Annotated in this window: 16 protein-coding genes; 2 read left to right on the top strand and 14 right to left on the bottom strand. The window is 43.4% G+C overall.

Annotated elements, in window-relative coordinates:
* Window positions 1-56: 56 nt before the first annotated feature.
* From pepQ to SWP_RS00175, 11 genes are all read right to left on the bottom strand, one after another.
* Window positions 57-1,379 carry a Xaa-Pro dipeptidase gene (pepQ, locus tag SWP_RS00225; protein WP_020910278.1) on the bottom strand — a complete coding sequence of 441 codons (1,323 nt, stop codon included), beginning with the start codon at window positions 1,377-1,379 and terminating at the stop codon, window positions 57-59.
* Between the two features lie 134 nt (window positions 1,380-1,513).
* Window positions 1,514-2,683 (bottom strand): hypothetical protein, encoded by a 1,170-nt coding sequence (locus SWP_RS00220; RefSeq protein ID WP_143711151.1) that lies wholly within the window; start codon window positions 2,681-2,683, stop codon window positions 1,514-1,516.
* A gap of 18 nt (window positions 2,684-2,701) precedes the next feature.
* Window positions 2,702-3,526, bottom strand: coding sequence for an outer membrane lipoprotein-sorting protein (locus tag SWP_RS00215; RefSeq protein WP_020910276.1), 825 nt, complete (start codon window positions 3,524-3,526; stop codon window positions 2,702-2,704).
* A 7-nt stretch (window positions 3,527-3,533) separates the two neighbouring features.
* Window positions 3,534-5,873, bottom strand: a complete 2,340-nt coding sequence (locus SWP_RS00210) for an efflux RND transporter permease subunit (protein ID WP_020910275.1) — start codon at window positions 5,871-5,873, stop codon at window positions 3,534-3,536.
* Entirely contained in the window at window positions 5,870-6,931 is a 1,062-nt protein-coding gene (locus SWP_RS00205; RefSeq protein WP_020910274.1) for a flavin-containing monooxygenase, read from the bottom strand. The genes SWP_RS00210 and SWP_RS00205 overlap by 4 nt, the downstream gene beginning before the upstream one ends.
* Before the next feature lies 1 nt (window position 6,932).
* On the bottom strand, window positions 6,933-7,196 hold the full coding sequence (locus tag SWP_RS00200; protein ID WP_020910273.1) for an acyl carrier protein: 264 nt from the start codon (window positions 7,194-7,196) through the stop codon (window positions 6,933-6,935).
* Window positions 7,197-7,223: 27 nt separating this feature from the next.
* On the bottom strand, window positions 7,224-8,891 hold the full coding sequence (locus SWP_RS00195) for a fatty acyl-AMP ligase (RefSeq protein ID WP_020910272.1): 1,668 nt from the start codon (window positions 8,889-8,891) through the stop codon (window positions 7,224-7,226).
* Window positions 8,888-10,072, bottom strand: a complete 1,185-nt coding sequence (locus SWP_RS00190) for a cysteine desulfurase family protein (RefSeq protein ID WP_044555503.1) — start codon at window positions 10,070-10,072, stop codon at window positions 8,888-8,890. The genes SWP_RS00195 and SWP_RS00190 overlap by 4 nt, the downstream gene beginning before the upstream one ends.
* Window positions 10,073-10,075: 3 nt before the next feature.
* On the bottom strand, window positions 10,076-10,444 hold the full coding sequence (locus SWP_RS00185) for an iron-sulfur cluster assembly scaffold protein (protein WP_020910270.1): 369 nt from the start codon (window positions 10,442-10,444) through the stop codon (window positions 10,076-10,078).
* 30 nt (window positions 10,445-10,474) lie between these two features.
* A complete protein-coding gene (locus SWP_RS00180) occupies window positions 10,475-11,650 on the bottom strand; it encodes a LuxE/PaaK family acyltransferase (protein WP_020910269.1) in 1,176 nt (391 codons plus the stop codon).
* Between the two features lie 367 nt (window positions 11,651-12,017).
* Window positions 12,018-12,764, bottom strand: a complete 747-nt coding sequence (locus SWP_RS00175; protein WP_020910268.1) for a helix-turn-helix transcriptional regulator — start codon at window positions 12,762-12,764, stop codon at window positions 12,018-12,020.
* A gap of 426 nt (window positions 12,765-13,190) precedes the next feature.
* Here SWP_RS00175 and fadB point away from each other — a divergent pair, with 426 nt between their 5' ends.
* A complete protein-coding gene (gene fadB, locus SWP_RS00170; RefSeq protein WP_020910267.1) occupies window positions 13,191-15,344 on the top strand; it encodes a fatty acid oxidation complex subunit alpha FadB in 2,154 nt (717 codons plus the stop codon).
* 18 nt (window positions 15,345-15,362) lie between these two features.
* Window positions 15,363-16,526: an acetyl-CoA C-acyltransferase FadA gene (fadA, locus tag SWP_RS00165; protein WP_020910266.1), complete on the top strand. Its 1,164-nt coding sequence runs from the start codon at window positions 15,363-15,365 to the stop codon at window positions 16,524-16,526.
* A 55-nt stretch (window positions 16,527-16,581) separates the two neighbouring features.
* On the opposite strand, the gene SWP_RS00160 is transcribed toward fadA, so the two are convergent.
* The 3 genes from SWP_RS00160 to SWP_RS00150 form a co-directional block, all read right to left on the bottom strand.
* Window positions 16,582-17,913 carry a transglycosylase SLT domain-containing protein gene (locus SWP_RS00160; RefSeq protein WP_044555502.1) on the bottom strand — a complete coding sequence of 444 codons (1,332 nt, stop codon included), beginning with the start codon at window positions 17,911-17,913 and terminating at the stop codon, window positions 16,582-16,584.
* Window positions 17,914-18,003: 90 nt separating this feature from the next.
* Window positions 18,004-18,600 (bottom strand): LPP20 family lipoprotein, encoded by a 597-nt coding sequence (locus SWP_RS00155; protein WP_020910264.1) that lies wholly within the window; start codon window positions 18,598-18,600, stop codon window positions 18,004-18,006.
* Between the two features lie 9 nt (window positions 18,601-18,609).
* Window positions 18,610-19,668, bottom strand: coding sequence for a hypothetical protein (locus SWP_RS00150; RefSeq protein WP_044555501.1), 1,059 nt, complete (start codon window positions 19,666-19,668; stop codon window positions 18,610-18,612).
* Window positions 19,669-19,670 lie beyond the last annotated feature (2 nt).

Genomic DNA, 19,670 nt, shown 5'->3' with positions numbered 1-19,670 from the left:
ATGAATGACTCATTAAATTTCTCATTTTTAAGAAGTGGATTAAAACTGACACATCCTTAGCGATTTAGGCCAAAGTTACGAGTCATATTTTCAGTTCTATCACAGTGAACAATCACATTGTCTTCAATTCGAATACCACCAAATGGACGCAAGATATCAACGGTATTCCAATTGACTTGCTGCTGGCGATTGTCTTGCTTTAGCTGCGCCAATAATGAATCGATAATGTAAACACCTGGTTCGATCGTCAATACTTGATTTTCAGCTAATGTACGCGTGCACCGCAAGAAAGGATGTTCCGCAGGAGAAGCAATATGAGTCCCCTTTTCATCAGCAAGGAAGCCGCCCATGTCATGCACCTGTAGCCCTAACATATGTCCAAGACCATGGGGGAAGAAAGCACTGGTGATCCCCTGCTCGACTAATCCCGCAGCATCACCTGTTGCAATGTCAAAATCAATCAATATTTGTGCCAATTTATGATGTGTCGCGACGTGCAGGTCAACGTAACTAACGCCTGGTTTCATCATCGCAATTATCTGCAATTGCATGCTATCCATGGCAGTGATCAAATCATCAAAAATGTTCTTTTCGAATGCGTAGCTACGAGTAATGTCGGAAGCATAACCATGAAAATTGGCGCCGGCATCAATCAAAAATGAAAGTCTTTGTGGTGGTGATGTTTGTTCTAGCGCGGTGTAGTGCAATATCGCAGCATTTTCATTTAACGCCACAATACTACTATATGGCACTTGGTTTTCACCCTGCGAGATAGCACTTAGATAAACTTGAAGGATCTCGAATTCACTGGCGCCATTATAAAAAGCCGTTTTCGCCGCTTGATGACCGGTCACCGCGATACTATTCGACTTGCGCATACATGCGAGTTCATAAGCGGTTTTATCCGCTCTGTGATAATTAAGGTAACTCAATACTGAATCGGGGTTGCGTCTGTTAAAACCTAATACATCTGCAACATCTAAATGTTCACCAATATAGGCCCAATTATCAATATCAGCGGGTAAAAACTCCGCAACTTTATCAGCTTTAGTTAGGTATTTGATATCGACATATTCGGCCCAAAAATCTGTTGGTTCATCAGCCACTTTATGCCAAAAATCAACTGGACGATAAAAAATAAGCGTCGGTTTATCGTGGCCATTAACAACTAACCAAGAGTTAGGGTTATCGATCACCGGTAACCAAGCTTTAAAGTGAGGGTTAACCTTGAATGGATAGTCCATGTCATCTAAAAACTGTCTATGGGGTTGGCCTGAATGGATTACTAGGCCGGACAGATTTTCACGAGAAGTGATATCAGCGACACGACGGTTTAACTCGCTAATGTGTTCGTGATAAAGATGCGCTAGCTGTTCCATGGTGATTTACCTTATTATTTTATAGCCAAATATCAACGTTGGCTCAGTCTATCATAAGGTAGGTAAAACTCTAGATTTCTCGCTGCGTGGGGAGCCAGCATTTCTGTAAAGAAATGCCCAGTATAAAGCTCAATTTAAAAAGCGTAATGAATACTAAATTTAGCAAACTCCTCACTTTTCAAAGCATATAAACGTTTTGCTTCTTCAGTGGCTGACAACACCCCCATTACTTTGGCTTTAATACGCAGATAATCATTTAATCGATACTGATAGCTCAGCTCAGCATACTGGCTCGAATTACCCCAATCATAACTATAGAGTAACCTTACCTGGGCTGCGTTCTCAGCAAACTCAAATTTGGCCCCTAGAAAAAGGTCATTATCCCCATGAGACTCGGCGCGCTCCCCGCGGTCATCAAACACATATTCAGCAATAACCACCAAATCCTGTAATGATCCCTCAAGAGCATAGATTGGATACTCAAGCCCGATATTGCTAGCGACAAAACCACTACCGAGTTCACGGCCAGTTTTAAACTCCCACTTATAAGTTAACGAATCGGACAGATAGACCGCGTCAAAAAGTAGGTTTTCAGTTTGAATATAGAAGGGTGTCAACTCACTCGCTTGAGGATATCGCACCAAGAGTGGATCTCGTCGAGTACCGCTAAAATAACCAAGAGCAAACTCAAACTCATCAACGTAAAACAGGCCTCTAGCGGCAATGCCTCCGTTTTTATCATTATCTTCATAACGATCAACATCAGAAATAGGTAAGCCATAAGCTGGGCGAAGTGGAAACTCACGAGCGCTAAAAACAGGCAAAAAATAAAGCCCGACCTCTCCAGCATCTAATCGGTAGCTCAATGAGGCAAAGGTCTGTCCCTGCTTCACTTTGTTGTCTAGACTTTCTCTTATGTCTGATTGGTTAATCACATTAACAAGATTTATTGATTCAGATACTCCCCAAAAAAAAGTATCTACCCCGGCTGCAACACTAAAATTGCCCCAGCGCCCAGAGAGCTTTGCTTGACGGATATCGGTATAACGACGATGGTCATCAGCACTATCCCAATTAGCAAAAAGCTTAGCGTCCAACTTCACCATGCCAAATCGGTGAGATGCCTGTAGTTCACCGCGAGCCCCATAAGCCAAGTCATCAATAATAGTTTCTGGAGTATGGGTCGACTCAAAATAATAACGTGATGTCGCAGCTATATCGATGTTTAAGCTATCCAGCAATGATTGCGCCACAACACTAGTGCAGCCAATCGCAAGTAGTAAGCCCAAGATAAATCTTGGCAACAACCTCATTAACAATGGCTAGTCCCTTAACCCGCTGCGGTGAAAGTCTTGCTCAGATAAGCCCGACGCAAACACTATACTTTGGTAGCTTAATCGGGTTACTTTGCCGGTCTGTACATTTTTCATCTCGACTAAACTCGGTCGCCAATACTTATCTTGATATAACTTAAAGCCAGACGCTGTAAACACCTTAAGCAGTGATTTTTTTCTATCGAAATACTCTATTTTAATGATTTTTTGTTCGGTATTTTCGATCCATAACTGCTGTTTGCTATAACCAGAATGTTTATCTACGGGAAAGCGCTCAATCACATCACACTGCTTATCGGAAAATTCAGCGGCATGAGCTTGGATTTCATTACAAGGCAAACTATAAAGATAGTTATAACTGTAATCATCCAGCTCTTTGTTGGTCATGTCCTCAAAGGAAAATTCACTGCCAACAAAAGCGCCCGCTTTATTTCTAGAACCTATGCGTTTAACTCGCCGTACCTCAGGAAGATACAACCACTGCTCATCTGATTTACTTTTATCGGGATGAGTCAGTAGAGCCGTGCCATTAATATCAGCTGGAAAAGTAAACCTAATAAGTGATTTATCACCTTCAGCTGCATTTTCTAATACGCTGATATCTAGTTTTCTGCTCGTTTTAGCTCCAGCCTTACTTTGTAGCTCCATCGTTAGCATCGCTCGGCTATCAGTAAAGCCTTCATCTCGAAGCTCGACAGCACTGGCAATAGCGTAGCCTTGCTGCTCACTATCGCTATTAGCAACAGTGTTTGCCGAAAAACTTAAGCTGTAGCTACAGATAAAGCCAGTTATCACGATATTACATACTCTCATTTGATTCTCACTTAGCTTGATCAAGTGTCAGATGTGGTTGCCCAGCATATTGCGGCAAACGGCGCATAAATTTTAAAACGATGGCGGGTAGCACAATAAGATCAAACAGTAGCGCCAAAACTATGGTGCCACTGGTGAGCAACCCCATCTGGGCATTCTTTTCGAAAGATGAGCTCGATAGCAACATAAAGCCCACAACTAACAAAATAGAGCTAATAACAATCGCACTCATGGTGTGCTCAAAAGTGCTGATGACACTTTGTTCAGGGGTTAAACCTCGCTTCAAGCCTTGAATATATTGGTAAAGAAAGTGCACGGTATCGTCGACGATGATCCCAATAGCCATCGCTGACACTCCGGCCAACCCCATAGAAATATGCCCCTGTATGCAATACCAAAAACCAAAAGCTGCACCGACAGGTATCAAGTTAGGAATTAAGGTCAATATGCCAATGTAGAAAGAACGAAACACAGCTGTTAACGCCAGAGAAATAACCAAAAAGGCAATGAATGCTCCCTGTAGCAAGCTAAAGATATTGTTCTGCCCTACATGAGAGAAGATAAGCGAAGGGCTGGAGTACTCAAACGTTATCCCTTGCACAGTATTTTGCTGTAACCATTTAGTCACTCTAGCCTCGAATGCTAACATCTCAACCGATGTCATATTCTTTAGTCGAGCAGTGAGCTTGAATGAAGATTTGTCAAAACTCACTTGGTTGCCCACATCTTTGCCAAAAGGCAAAGACATCTCATAAAGCAAAAAGTGTTGTGCGGCTAATTTTGCGGTTTTGGGTATTTGATAAAACTGGCTTTGATCCCCGTTAATAAGCTGGTTAAGCTGTTTAATACGGTGCAAAGGACTATCTGTAGTCACCACCTCTTGTTGAGTCAATAACCAAGTGTCAAACTTGTCGACAAAACCTAAGTACGTCGGTGAAAAAATACCATTATCTTGATTGCTCGACAGCGAATAGCCTATGTTATATAACCCAGAAAAATGCTGATCGATCTCCTCTGCTTGTGCTCTAAAGGGCACACTTTTATTAAAGTATTTAATCAAATCATCATCGGTTTCATTGAGAAAACTCAATGAAGCAAACACAACACTGACTGGCAAAAAGGTAAAAAGTATAAGATTTCGATAGCATATGACGATACTAGCTAAGCCATTCATACGTTCAAAAATATTCGTGACTATCGTTTGCTTCGTGGAAATTCGGATCCATAGCAGCAGTCGAGGCAACAAGGTAAACGACAATATAAGAGAGAACATCACGCCAAAAGCGACAATATTGCCCAGGTCTCGAAACGGTGGAGAGTCACTGGCGTTCATCGCGAGAAAACCAATGATGGTCGTTATATGGCTAACAATAATCGGCTTGGCATTGTGTTGGTACGAACTCAGCACGGCATCAAATTGTGAGTGGCCCAATATCAACTGCCGTTTAACATAACTGATAATATGTATGCTCGAAGCCACGATCACGGTAAACATAATGATTGGTGCTGATACAGAAGGAGCAGAAAGATTGATCCCCAGCCATCCAGCAAGACCTAACGCTCCAAGTAACGACAACACCAATACCACCAATATACTCAATGCCGCCTGCGCCGAACCGAGAATGACACCAGCAGCAACGAGAACAAATACGATCATCAATGGAATTAGGGAAGTAAAATCTGCTTTAGCCGCTTTAAAAAAAGCGCCGTTCATAGTCACTAACCCTGTGACATAAAAAGAGTGCTCTGGATAACGCAGTTTAAACTCTTGGATATCCGCCTCTACCGCTTGCATAATCGCGAGTATTTCTGCTTTGTGGTTTTCGCCTGGCAGTAAAGTCGTCACATTAATCGCTGTATACACCCCATCACTAGTCACTAAGCTGTCAATGAGGTCTACCTCGCCTTCAGCTGCTCGCTTAATAAAGTTAATTCGAGCTAAGTCCAGCTGATCCTCTTCATATAGCAGTTCTTCAATTTCAATATTATCGCCCTCAGCCCAGCTGAAGGGATAGTTAGTTAGCGAGTCAACTCGTGAAGAGAATGGGATCTGCCACAGCCTGTCGGTTAGCTGATAAACCAGCGACAGGGTTTCAACGTTATAGATCTGCCCCTGCTTGGGCTTAATCATGATAAAAACATTATCGGTCGCCGTATAGGTGGCATCCATCTGTTCCAATGTTTGTAGATCGGTATCATTGTCATCAAAAAATATTTTGTAGTCGCTCGAAAGCCCCATATCCTTAAGACCAACAATGCAAATCCCTGTCAGCAACAAGCAAATAAGTAACACCCCTGAAGCAAATTTAGAGGTCAGCATTTTCTGCCACTGAGTATCCGTACTCATAGCGAGTTCCTTTGCTTAATAAAAGCTTCAACTAAACTCACAACTGAGTTGACGTCTTTTTCTACCCCAAGAATCAACTCAGATGCACGGCAACTTAGCCACTTACGACCTATAACAAATAGTCCTGGTTCAGGAGTACAGCCTTGCTCTTGCACAAAGCCTTGCTCGTCAACACAACCAGGAATCATTAGCCAGTCAGTTTTATCTCGATAACCCACTGTCCAGATAACGACATCAACGCCATCTAACCGACCATCGTTAAAGTACACTCGGCGATCAGTGGCTCGAATCAAGCGCCCTTTAAGTGTTACGCCTAAAATACGCAAACCCGCATTATTAAATTCACCACAAGGCACTGGATTACGCTTTTGGATAATACGAGCAACCTTACTGCTGCGACTTGCAAATAAAACACCCAGTAACTTTAACCACCAAAAAATATCCCTACCAAGTACTTTATTAGGTGGGAAGGTACGCTTACGGCCTTGAGATAAAGTGACCTTGCAGCGACTCGCAAGCCCACCAGCAATTTGCCGCCCAGTAGCACCATCACCAACCACTAAAACTTTGGTGTTACTCTTAATTTCAGCTAATGATTTTAAGCTCGAAGAATACTGGGTTACGCTGTTTGATAGCCCGTCAGCAAGTTTCGGAATAAAGGGGGATTGATTGGCTCCAGTCGCATTGATCACGGCTTTAGTCGATAACAACAATCCATCACCGGTTCTTATATGAAAAATTTCGTCCACTTTTTTCATTGAAACAACGCTGGTTTGTGATCGAATATTAAGCTCAAATGTTGCAGCGTAACGACGTAAGTAATCAGCCATTTCGATAATCGAAGGGTAGCCCCATTGATCCCCAGGAAAAGCCAAGCCTGGCAATTGACAAAACTGACGTGAGGTAAATAATTTCATTCCTTCAAGGCGATTATCCCACACTTGACCAACAGTGCTGCGCTCCAAAACAAGGTAGTTAACCCCTTGTTCTTGTAACCTTTTAGCCATGAATAATCCATTCTGGCCAGCACCAATAACCACAACATCAATAAGCAACATTCTAAGCAATCTCTTTTACTTGTTGATATTTACCTTCCAAAAATTGCAATAAGGAATTAATCGTCGGATAGTCAAATGCGATAGTTGGCTCAATTTCAGTTTGAGTATGATCTTCAACAATGGTCGATAACTGCACATGCCCAGTAGAGTCTAGCCCCAAACGAGAGAACGAAGTGTCTAGGTGCTGCTCAGAACTAAACTCCTCGATGGCTTCGGAGAGGTATTGGCTGATATCTTCGGTTAAGGTCTGTCTACAAAATTTCACTGTTATTTCCTTTAACAAATTCTGAGCTTACAAAAGTGCACTACAAGCAGTTCGCTTCACTTTGCCGCTTGTGGTCTTAGGGATAGTTCCAGGTGGGACAACTAAAATACGGTCTAGAGCAATTTCATGCTCCTCCGTCACTAAAGCTTTAAGATCGTCTATCAATTGACGCGGCGGCTTTTCTGATAATGCCTGCCTACTCACCTCAACAACGGCGGCAAGCTTTGTTTTAGAATCTCGGGTAAAAGTAAATACCGCAGCACCGTTCCCTTTAGCCGCATAGCGATATGAACGGCATGTGCGCTCAATATCATAGGGGTAAAGATTACGTCCTCGTACTATAAGCAGTTCTTTGATACGCCCAGTAATATACAACTGGCCATCTAGAATGAAGCCCATATCGCCCGTTCGCATGTAAGGCGTCGTATCGCCATTAGCAAGTTTAGCTTGGAAGTCCGTTACGGTTTTTGCAGTTTGATTTAAATAGCCTTGCGCTACAGACTCTCCTGCAATCCAAATTTCCCCCGTCTCATTAGAACGACAGATTTCAAATGTCTGAGGATTAACAACACGGACGGTAAAGTCTTTATTAATCGCGCCACAACACACCACTTTCACACCATCTGGCTTAACCTCAACTTTACCTAACTCAAATGATGCTTTATCTAGTGAGAGCGATTGCACTCCAGTACCTTGAGGACCACCAGAGACAAACAGTGTTGTCTCTGCCATCCCATAACTTGGAAAAAAAGCATTATGATCAAAACCGAGATGGTAAAATCGATGTGAGAACTGCTGCATAGTGGCAGCACTAACGGGTTCTGAACCATTCAAAGCAATCTTCCAACAACTTAAATCTAGATCAGACAGATCTTCTGACTCACGGATTAAATTGACGCAGTGCTCATAGCCAAAATTAGGCGCTGCAGAACAAAAAATTCGATATTGCGATATGAGCTTTAGCCATCGACTTGGTCGCTGAATAAAACTCATTGGTGGCATAAAAACATACCTGCCAGCTAAGTAGAGCGGTAACAACATATGTCCAACTAAGCCCATATCATGGAATTGTGGTAGCCAACCTCCGACAACGGCACCCTTAGGGTGCTGACAAGACGTCTGCATTACCTGCATGTTATGCAACACATTGGCTTGGGTAACCATAACCCCTTTAGGACTACTCGTAGATGAGGTATATTGAATAAAAGCCACCTGCTCAGGAGAAACAACCGGAATATCAATATCTTCTAGTGTGCGATAATGCTCATCAATCCAAATGAAATCAGATTCATGGTAACCATTGACCTCACTCAACTGTTTAGATAGCGTTTTTTGAGTATCCGCAGTAGTAAGGATCGCCTGCACTTTGGCATCAGCTAAAATAGTCAGAGTCCGCTCAAACTGTTTAGTATTACGGGTTACATTAAGTGGAACCGCGATAACCCCAGCGCGTAAGCAAGCCAAAAAATCAACAATAAATTCGAGCCCAGTAGGAAATAGTAGTGCGATATATTTCTGTCGATAGCTGAGTCGGACTAGCAACTTCGCTCTCGACTCAACCCTATCCACTAGCTCTTGGTAAGTCAGGTGAATGGCCGTTTCAGGACCTCTTGGTTGAAAGGAACAAGCAATCGTTTCAGGCTCTCGCTGCGCATGTTCACGAATGACACTCATCAACAGTTGGCACTGTCTCATAACGCTTCACCGCCACTAATATGTAGCAACTGTCGCACCTCAGTAACCAAGGCGTCGACAAATTTACTCACTTGCTGTGCGTTAGTGAAGCAGCCAAAGCTTACCCTAATAGCCCCTAACACCCTCTCTTCTGTCAGCCCCATCGCCATCAAAACATGGGATAACTGCTTAGTTTTGTTATTACTGCACGCTGATCCCACAGAAATAATAAAGCCATGCAACATCTCTAGCCTCAAAGCCAGAGCTTCTCCACGTATACCGTCGATTGATATATTTAATGTATTAGACAGTGCAGAGTCGTAATCTGTCGCGCCATTAAAGGCGAGAGCTATAGGGGCTGCTTCAAGCAGATCCATCATCTGTTTTTTAAGCCTAAAGCAGTGACTGTCCCAATATACTAGTTCTCGATTTGCTTCTTCTGCTGCAACCGAAATCCCTGACATAGCAACGAGATTTTCTGTACCTGAACGCATCGAAAATTCTTGTCCACCGCCATGGATCAAAGGCCCGATTGCATCTTTATCTTTAATATAGAGGCAGCCTACGCCCTTTGGGCCATAAAACTTGTGCGCAGATAAAGACAGGTAATCAACACCTAACAGCTCTACATCAATCAAGCGCTTACCAACAAACTGCACCGCATCTACATGTACAGGGATCTTGTGTTCTGCAGCAATACTACAAAGTTGTTCTATTGGCTGAATGGCACCAGTTTCATTGTTTGCGTACATGACACTAACGAGCTGTGTATCTATGGTTAGCGCAGACTCAAAATCGCTTATCTTGATATGCCCTGCTGCATCAGGCTGTAGATATGTAGCACTAAAACCAAGCTCTTCAACGCAATAGCGCACAGTATCAAGCACCGAAGCATGTTCCATTGAAGAGGTAATAATATGCCCAGGGTTGTTTAGGTGTTTAAACAGCACCCCTTTAATCGCCCAATTATTTGCCTCTGAGCCACCAGAAGTAAAAAAGATCTTTTTCGCGTCTGTACTTAATAAATCAGCAAGGTTATCTCTAGCCTGAGAGATCGCTGCACGACTATTTACTGAGTACCGATTAGGGCTCGAAGGGTTAGCAAAGAGATTAATTGCAGGCTGCATTGATAATGCCACCCCTTCAGAAATCGGCGTCGTGGCGTTGTAGTCAAAATAGCCTTGAAGGTGCTGTTGGTTCACTGATTAGCCCTCTTCTAGTGATACTGCAAGCGCTAACTCTCGATGTAACTCACTCAGTATATTGATGCAATGCTGCTGCGAGGGCTCTAGTTCACCCAGCATGTCTGAAATTTCATCCGCTTGGCGCATCGAGATTTCATCTATCGATTTACCGATGATTGAATCGCAAAAGATATTGGCAGTCGCAACAGATGTTGCACACCCCCACGCCCTAAAACTGCTCTCGCGAATGTTATCTCCATCAAAACTAACCTGCATGTGTATACGGTCACCGCATACAGGGTTACCAATTTCGAACTTGTAATCCGCCGACTCTAAATCACCAACAAACTTAGGGTTGCTAAAATTATCAATGATAATATCGTTATACATAACTCAATCTCTCTAGGTTTATTCAGGCAGTTAAGACACTATTGGGCAAGCTGTTTGTTGCTGCAGTTCAAGGTCATCTAAACGTTTATCAAGGTTTACCGCACAACATCCAAACTCTTTAGATTCAGGTAATCGCATTACATATTGCATCCGCTGCCCGCTGCGGCCAGCGCCATCTTTTTTAGGTAATAATCGAATAAGATCTTCCGTTAAAATAAATCCAGGAGTTGATCTCGATAGCGGATCCAAAATAGCTAGCTGACCAATTTCACCTGGCTCAACTTCACTCTCTAAGTTTTTAGGATCACGCACAGAAAAGTGCACAAAAGGAGATACATGTTTCACGCCATTCTCATCATCAATTGCAATGACATTGGACTCAACAAGCGCATAAACATCGCGGATCTGCTCTTCTCTTACACCGAGATACTCAATACACTCTTGGTTAAATTCAGCCCTTGATAGCATGTCGCCGCTAAAGCGCTTCCAGCCGCCTAAAGTAATGACAAAGGTATTTTTATCTAATTTGAGTCGAGTGTTAGTTGCCTTTAAGTATCGGATGAAGCGATTAATCAGGAATGGAGGTCCAATGATATGGCGATCAAATGTTCCACCCCAACTTTTTAACTGTTCAATAGCATCTTCAGGGGCGAAGGTTTCATTCTTTACCATAAATTTATGGGTATCTAACAAACCTGCTAGCAAATTAAGTGCTTTAATCATCCCCATCTCAGGGATCTCTTCTGTCGAAGGACAAAGATACAATCCGGCACCTTTTGATAACTTTAAAAACTCACGGTACATGGCGTAGATACCTAGAATTGCGTTATCCACCGTATCGCTGCAACGACGAGACACACTAGGGATCCCCGATGTTCCTGTGCTGCGCATCTCCAATTCAATGCTGTTTAACCCTTTTGATAGCAGCTTATGGTTATCATTAGCCTTAAAAAGATGAATAGGGATTAAAGGAATTTTGATTAAGTCGTCGGCAGTTAAAATCTTCGACGGTAAGATGCCTCGAGAGTCGCAAGCATGGCGAAAGAACTCGTTAGCTTGGTAATGAAATTTAAATGATTCTACGACCAGTGAATGCTTGAACGACAACAAATTATCTTCACTCATTGCATACAGCTGCCCAACTGAAGATAGCGCTACCTTTACAGGATCAAGCCCTGCTTGCTCGAGTGTTTTATATAATTCCATTTAGTTGCAATCGCCTTATTTAGTAAATACTTAATACGAAAAACCCAGCAAATTCATATCAAGATTTTGCTAAGCTTTTCGCCTTTTATATGTAAGAGTTTTTGCCGTAGCTTAATAAAAAGGGTGTTGCAGCCAAACAAGGGAGGAATGACTCCAACACCTACAGTTGTTGAAGCCGTTTTAGGTCAGTAAAAGCTGAAATAACGACATAAACAATTGTAAAACTATTGCTACGAAGTATATGGCTGTAGAAAACTTGAAACTTGAACAAACTGGCTAACTTTGACGGATTATCAAGCTAGATTTAATATGGAGAAATAACATAGCAGCACATAGAAAATTGATGAGGGAATGAATTTTTAATACGTCACGAACTACGAGAAGCAAATAGCGCTTTAGCTTGCTGAATAGAGATGCCAAACATAGCCCTAAATGTCCGACTCAAATGAGCACTGTCAGCAAACCCGGTTAAATGTGCCGACTCTGTAGCACTACAGCCAGACATCATCGCCGTAATGGCACACGATAAACGACGCCACCTCAAATACGGACGCCAAGCAATTCCCATTTCAGTACGAAACAAGTGCCTGAATCGGCTCTCAGACATCGAAAGTTCACTGGCAACTTCACTCGCCCGCCAGTTAGCAGGCTTCTGACACTCTCCCTGCAAGCACCGATCTAACTTAGTGAGTAAGGTTTGAATTCGCCTATCGAGAGTAGGTGCTGATTGAGGGTCTACGGTAAAAGTGAGGTTCAAAGTATTTAACAGCGGCGCGAGTAACTCATTTGGCCGCCTCTTAGGGTTTGGTTTGCTATATGGCTCAAGTAGATGGTTAAACTGTATCACCTCTTTACCCGCAATCATTTGTCGTAATCTGAGTCCTAGTTCGCTTTGAGGCTCCACCAGCAATATCCACCCCTCATTCAACTGCAGTTTATGCTCGACTTGAGAGTCAATGATAATATTGCCACTCACGCTTCCAGCCTGCCACTGACATGAAGACACACCTTTAGCCCATACTAACTGTATAGCATGATGGCGATGTAATGCAGTATCGAGTGCAGCACCGTAAGTGATCAACACTCCATGTCTAACCCATACTTGTGGCTTCAAAATCCCCCCAGTTATTAATGAAACGCCCACTACCAAGTCAATATATTGTGCGCCAGAACTGACAATATTAATCAAGCTACCGCAACAGGCGTAGTTTGCAAGTTAGAAAACTTCACACAGTTTTATTTAGCCGTTCAATTTAGTTCTTTAAACGCGAAAAACTGAAGTAGTCACTATACTTCCTGAACAAAAAACAGCTTTAAACAATACAAAACTTACTGTAATTGATTGTTTTATAATAACTATATAAATAACGACACCAAAAATTCGAACACTCGTTTAAATTGGGTGTTGTAATTTTATGTGATTAGTCGCACACTGAGCAACAACTGGTCAAATGATGGCCGAAGCTACCGTAAAAAAGAGAGTTATATTTGCTCGCAATATAAGAGTAAATATTCAACTTACGCTATAAGGAAGCAAGCAATGATCTACCAAAGCCCTACGATTGAGGTTGAGCTACTTGAAGACAACATCGCTCATTTGTGTTTCAACGCACAAGGTTCGGTCAATAAGTTCGATAGAGAAACCATCGACTCTTTGAATGCTGCGCTCGACAGCATAAAACAAAATAACAGTATTAAAGGCTTAATGCTGACATCAGCTAAACCAGCATTCATTGTTGGTGCAGACATCACCGAGTTTTTAGGACTCTTTGCTGAAGAAGATGCTGTATTATTGTCATGGTTGGAAGAGGCAAATGTCGTTTTCAATAAGTTAGAAGATCTACCCTTCCCGACTATTTCAGCCATTAATGGCTTTGCCCTAGGTGCAGGTTGTGAAACGATACTCGCAACAGACTTTCGAGTGGCAGATACCACCGCACGCATCGGCCTACCAGAAACTAAACTAGGGATCATCCCTGGTTTTGGCGGTACTGTCCGCTTGCCTCGTGTAGTCGGCACAGATAACGCATTAGAATGGATCACTTCGGGCAAAGATCAACGCCCAGAAGCCGCACTAAATGTTGGCGCAATCGATGCACTTGTTGCACCTGAGCAGCTTCAAAGCGCCGCACTAAAAATGCTCAAAGATGCTATCGCTGAGAAGCTAGACTGGCAGACTCGCCGAGCTAAAAAGCTAGCACCACTAACACTACCAAAACTCGAAGCTATGATGTCGTTTGCGACAGCAAAAGGCATGGTATTTAAGGTTGCCGGTAAGCACTACCCTGCACCAATGGCCGTTGTCAGTGTGATAGAAAAAGCTGCACAGCTTGATCGCGCAGGCGCATTAAAAGTTGAGCATCAAGCATTCTTAAAGCTAGCTAAAACCGAAGTCGCTCAGTCGTTAATCGGTATTTTCCTCAATGACCAATTGGTAAAAGGCAAAGCTAAGAAAGCCGGCAAACTAGCTAAGAAAGTGAACTCTGCTGCAGTATTAGGCGCTGGTATTATGGGTGGCGGTATTGCTTATCAAAGTGCTAGCAAAGGCACTCCAATCGTAATGAAGGATATCGCACAACCTGCACTCGATTTAGGATTGGGCGAAGCATCGAAACTGCTAGCGGCACAAGTTAAGCGTGGCCGATCTAATCCAGCGAAAATGGCAGCTGTACTAAACAATATTACGCCAGCACTCGATTATGCCCCTGTGAAAGCCGCTGATGTCGTGGTTGAAGCCGTCGTTGAGCACCCAAAAGTTAAGTCAATGGTGCTAGCCGAAGTTGAAGAGCATGTTAGTGAAGATGCAATCATCACCTCAAACACTTCAACGATTTCAATCAACTTACTCGCCAAGAGCCTTAAAAAGCCTGAACGCTTCTGTGGTATGCACTTCTTCAACCCTGTGCACAAAATGCCATTAGTCGAAGTCATTCGCGGCGAGCATAGCTCAGATGAAACGGTAGCTTCTGTTGTTGCTTATGCCAGTAAGATGGGTAAAACACCTATCGTAGTTAATGATTGCCCAGGCTTCTTCGTTAACCGTGTGCTTTTCCCTTACTTTGCAGGTTTTAGTGGCCTGCTTGCCGATGGCGCTGACTTTGCAGCCATTGATAAAGTGATGGAGAAACAATTTGGCTGGCCAATGGGTCCAGCTTATCTACTTGATGTTGTCGGTCTTGATACTGGTCACCATGCTCAAGCAGTTATGGCCGAAGGCTTCCCAGAGCGTATGGGAAAAACAGGTAAAGATGCCATTGATGTGATGTTCGAGGCCGAGCGTTTCGGGCAGAAGAACAACAAAGGCTTCTACCAATACTCAGTTGACCGTCGCGGCAAGCCAAAGAAGGATCTCGACCCAACAAGCTATGAGCTTCTACAAGGCGAGTTTGGTGAGCGAAAAGCATTTGAGTCAGATGAGATCATTGCTCGCACGATGATCCCAATGATCATCGAGACAGTTCGCTGTCTTGAAGAAGGAATTATCGCTTCGCCTGCTGAAGCGGACATGGGCTTAGTCTACGGCCTTGGTTTCCCACCATTTAGAGGCGGTGTATTCCGTTACCTAGATACTATGGGTGTCGCTAACTTTGTCGCTCTTGCAGATAAATATGCTCACTTAGGTGGACTATACCAAGTCACCGACGCTATGCGTGAACTCGCCGCCAACAATGGCAGCTACTACCAGCAGGCTTAAGCAGCAAGGATTAGAACAATGAAAAACGCCGTTATCGTAGATTGCATTCGTACTCCAATGGGCCGCTCTAAGGCTGGTGTATTTAGAAATGTACGTGCAGAAACTCTCTCTGCAGAACTGATGAAGTCACTGCTTGAGCGTAACCCAAAGCTTGACCCAAACACGATTGAAGATGTGATGTGGGGTTGCGTACAGCAAACCCTAGAGCAAGGCTTCAACATTGCCCGTAACGCAGCACTGCTTGCAGGTATTCCAAAACAAGTTGGTGCAGTCACTGTTAACCGCTTATGTGGTTCATCTATGGATGCACTTCATCAAGCAGCACGAGCGATTATGACAGGCCAAGGTGATACCTTTATCGTTGGTGGTGTTGAGCATATGGGCCACGTCCCGATGAACCATGGCGTCGACTTCCACCCTGGTCTGGCAAACAATGTTGCTAAAGCGTCTGGCATGATGGGGCTTACAGCTGAAATGCTTGGAAAAATGCACGGTATTACTCGTGAACAACAAGATGCTTTTGCCGTGCGTTCTCATCAGCGTGCTCACGCAGCGACAGTCGAAGGTCGCTTCGCCAATGAAATCGTGGCTATTGAAGGTCATGATGCTGATGGTGCACTGATTAAAGTTGAGCATGATGAAGTCATTCGCCCAGAAACCTCTATGGAATCACTATCAGGCCTACGCCCTGCTTTTGACCCAGCCAATGGTACAGTAACAGCTGGAACCTCTTCAGCCCTGTCTGACGGAGCGTCTGCCATGTTAGTCATGGAAGAGGAAAAAGCTAAAGAGCTAGGCTTAACTATTCGTGCTCGCATTCGCTCAATGGCGATTGCCGGTTGCGATGCAGCAATCATGGGTTACGGTCCAGTACCAGCAACACAAAAAGCGCTTAAACGCGCTGGTCTAACGGTTGATGACTTAGATGTGATTGAGCTCAATGAAGCCTTTGCCGCTCAGTCTCTACCTTGTGTTAAAGACTTAGGCTTAATGGATGTGGTTGACGAAAAGATTAACCTCAATGGTGGCGCGATTGCACTGGGCCACCCACTAGGTTGTTCGGGGACACGTATCTCGACGACCTTGATTAATCTTATGGAAGCCAAAGACGCTAAATATGGCTTGGCGACCATGTGTATTGGTTTAGGGCAAGGTATCGCGACTATTTTCGAGCGCCCTTAACAGTAATTTTTCATAAAAAAAGCCAGCTTATGCTGGCTTTTTTATTGCGTAAATATCAAATCTTATTCTGATAAAGTTCAATACGACTACTTACCTTTTTAAGGTAATGCTTGGTCTCATCGTAAGGAAGATTGTGCAATAGGTGCTGATAGACTTCATCAGGCGCCATTTTGTTAATCACCTTAGCCGCCTTTCTAATATTTCTCGCACCATCAGCATTAAATGCCTTAGCTACATTACCAGCCCCCGTGTTGTACGCTGCAATCATACAGTACAAGCGGCTTTCATCATTCTCGATAGATTTCAGGTAGCGCTTATTTAAAATATTAAGGTAAGCCGCACCAGTTTCGACATTCACATCTGGTGTGTACAGGTCACCAGACGACATCGGCTCACTAATTTTTCTAACTATTTGGTTTACATCATAGCCCGCCGTCGTTGGCACGATTTGCATCAAGCCGTACGCTGGAATTGGCGAGGTTGCCTTGGGATCAAAACTAGACTCAGAGTGGATAACCGCCATGATCAATGCCGGTGAAACCTGCCACTTCTCTCCCTCATCCAGGGCAAAATCAACCACAGCGTTAGCTCTGGAACTCAAGCCATTCTTAGGCAATTTCACCTTGTATTCGACAATCTTTTTGGTCGTTAATTTAGCCGCCTTTTCTGCCCGTTTCTTTTCATAATCATCGGCAACTGCAATTAATCGCTCCTTAGCGACAGCCAATAACTTTTTCTTTTTCTGAATAGTGACCTGTTCAATCATATCAATAGACAAACTATCAGCTTTGGTAAGTTGTACCTTATCCGACTCTTTATCTATCTCGACTAACTGGGCTTTTGTTTGTTCAATTATGACTTGTTTAGCCTGTTTTTCATTTTCGGCCGAAAATACTACAGGGGTAACTTCAACAGCAGCGATGGCTTGTGGTTCAAGTCCGATAATAACCTTAGAAACATTAGAGTTTGGGGTTGCTGCTAATGCAGCCACTTGCTTCTTCAGCTCCGCCTTCGCCTCTTCCTCGGTGGTATCACTTTCTACCAGGATTGAGACTGACACCTCGTCGTTGTCATAGTCAATTATGGATTTTACAGTTTGATCCGGGGAGTACTCGACGCTTCGGTGCTGTTCAGACACATCGCCTACTCCCCACTTTTCGATAATTTCCGCCCTGTACTGGTCAAACTCCTTCAGATATTCAACTCGCCAATTTTCGTATTCTGCCATATAGGCAAATACAAAATCTTGATACTCCTTATCCCTCTGCTCTTGAGTAAAGTTAGCTTTATCTATTTCAGCATTTATCTCTGCAAAGCGATCCGCTGCAAATACAGACGGCGCACTTAGCATTAAACAAGCCACCAAACCAGTTAAACGAGTTTTCATTTTTGAATCCCTTCATCACAACCCGAAGCATAAAAAACCGATAAAAAAGCAAGAAGGAAGCGAAATGCTTCCTTCTTAACTAGGTCAATACTAAAGTTTTTGTAACGTAGAAAGTACCGCATCTAGCTCTTCGGCTGCTTTCTTATTATTAAACTTGTTCCATAACTCTGGATCTTTCTTACCTGCGGCGGCAACTACTTTTGAGAGATTCTCATCGTAGGTTACCTTGTCCATTCCGACTAATGTGTATAGTCCGCCACCAGGGCTGCGCTGAGTCACAATCACTCGGCTATTAGACAAAGTACGGCTAGTAACGTTTTTAGTCACCGACTCAAAATATTCATTAACCTCTTCAGAAACACTTTCTGTGGTAGAGGTGATATTCGCTTGAGTTGCTTGCTTGAACAGAGTATTAACGTTTGATTCAAACTGCTGAGCCAATCTAGCGCGGGCATCATTGGTGGCAATATCTCGCATAATGCTCAGACCAGCGACACTCTTTTTAGCATAGCCTACCGCTCCCATTTCTACGCCTTCAGGCATCACATCACATACCCAGCGAGGTGCACTCACTGTTGGAGCATCTGGGTAAAAACAATCTACCTGCTGAACATTCTGCACAGTATCGTTACTTGAACAACCACCAAGTAGCCCAAGTAGAACTGCTGAAACGAGTACTTTTTTCATTTTATTCCCTTAAAATTTAAATAAATCACTTAGGCTAGTATCAGATATGGTTTCATCCGCATCATGACAAAAGCTGCCTAAGAATGACCCCATAGAGTTACACGCGCTCTCAAACTTAACTTTTACCGTGTCACCACGCTTAACCTTTCCAGCCATACTTCTATCGATAATAACCCAAGAGTGGTTTGGTTTTATACCGTGTTCAGCATTATTAATAACCTCACCCTCGCCATAGCCACTGGTTTCTATTTCTATCTCGCCAGCGTAATTAGTCACTTTTTCGTGGGTAATGAAATCGACGTCCCACTCTGGCTCAACGCCATGACGGCTGCCCATATCGATACGAACCATAGTGCCGGCATCACACTGTCGCATCTCTACAATACTTGCTCTTGGGGCTAAGAGGTTTTTCAGCTCATCACTGCGAGTCACTGAGTATTTAGCCGCTTTTGCTATCATGCTATTAATCTGATCGTTAGAAATAGGACAATGAGAATTGGTGGTATCGTAGGAGTGAGAACTATCCCCGGTAAACTCTATCTGATCCAATGTCAGCATGTCAGGTAATGAAACGGCTCTAGTACTTGCTTCTATCTTAGCTTCGAAGTGGCAAGCTGCCGCAACGTAAACTCGCTTATCTTGCGTAGGATCATACGCCTTATGAGCCGCCTTAAACTCACGAGAGAAGCTAGCGACACCGATATCGGTGAATATGGCAAAATCCGCAACTGGTACACCTTCAGAGCTATATATACCGCTCGCTTCAGCAATTTGTAATTCTGACTTCAACTTTTTAGCTAAGCTACGATCAACAATATTTGATCCCGTAATATCAACCTGCTTTGACAAAGACTGATGAAATGCCGCGGTGATCGTCTTTCCTTTATCGCTATCAACTTTTAGATCCGGCTCAAAAATAATAACTTTAGTACTAGCAGTTCCCTTAACCACACGTTCACTCACAGGTAGTTCGACTCGAGTTGATGCTGAACAAACATTAGGGCCTGTTGACTTGCAACCTGTTATCGCAGTTAACACGGCTAATGCAACAAAAGCTTTTTTATACATAT

Source organism: Shewanella piezotolerans WP3, assembly GCF_000014885.1.
GTDB lineage: Bacteria > Pseudomonadota > Gammaproteobacteria > Enterobacterales > Shewanellaceae > Shewanella > Shewanella piezotolerans.
Note: the sequence above shows the minus strand (reverse complement) of the source record. Positions and strands in the feature narration are given on the sequence as shown.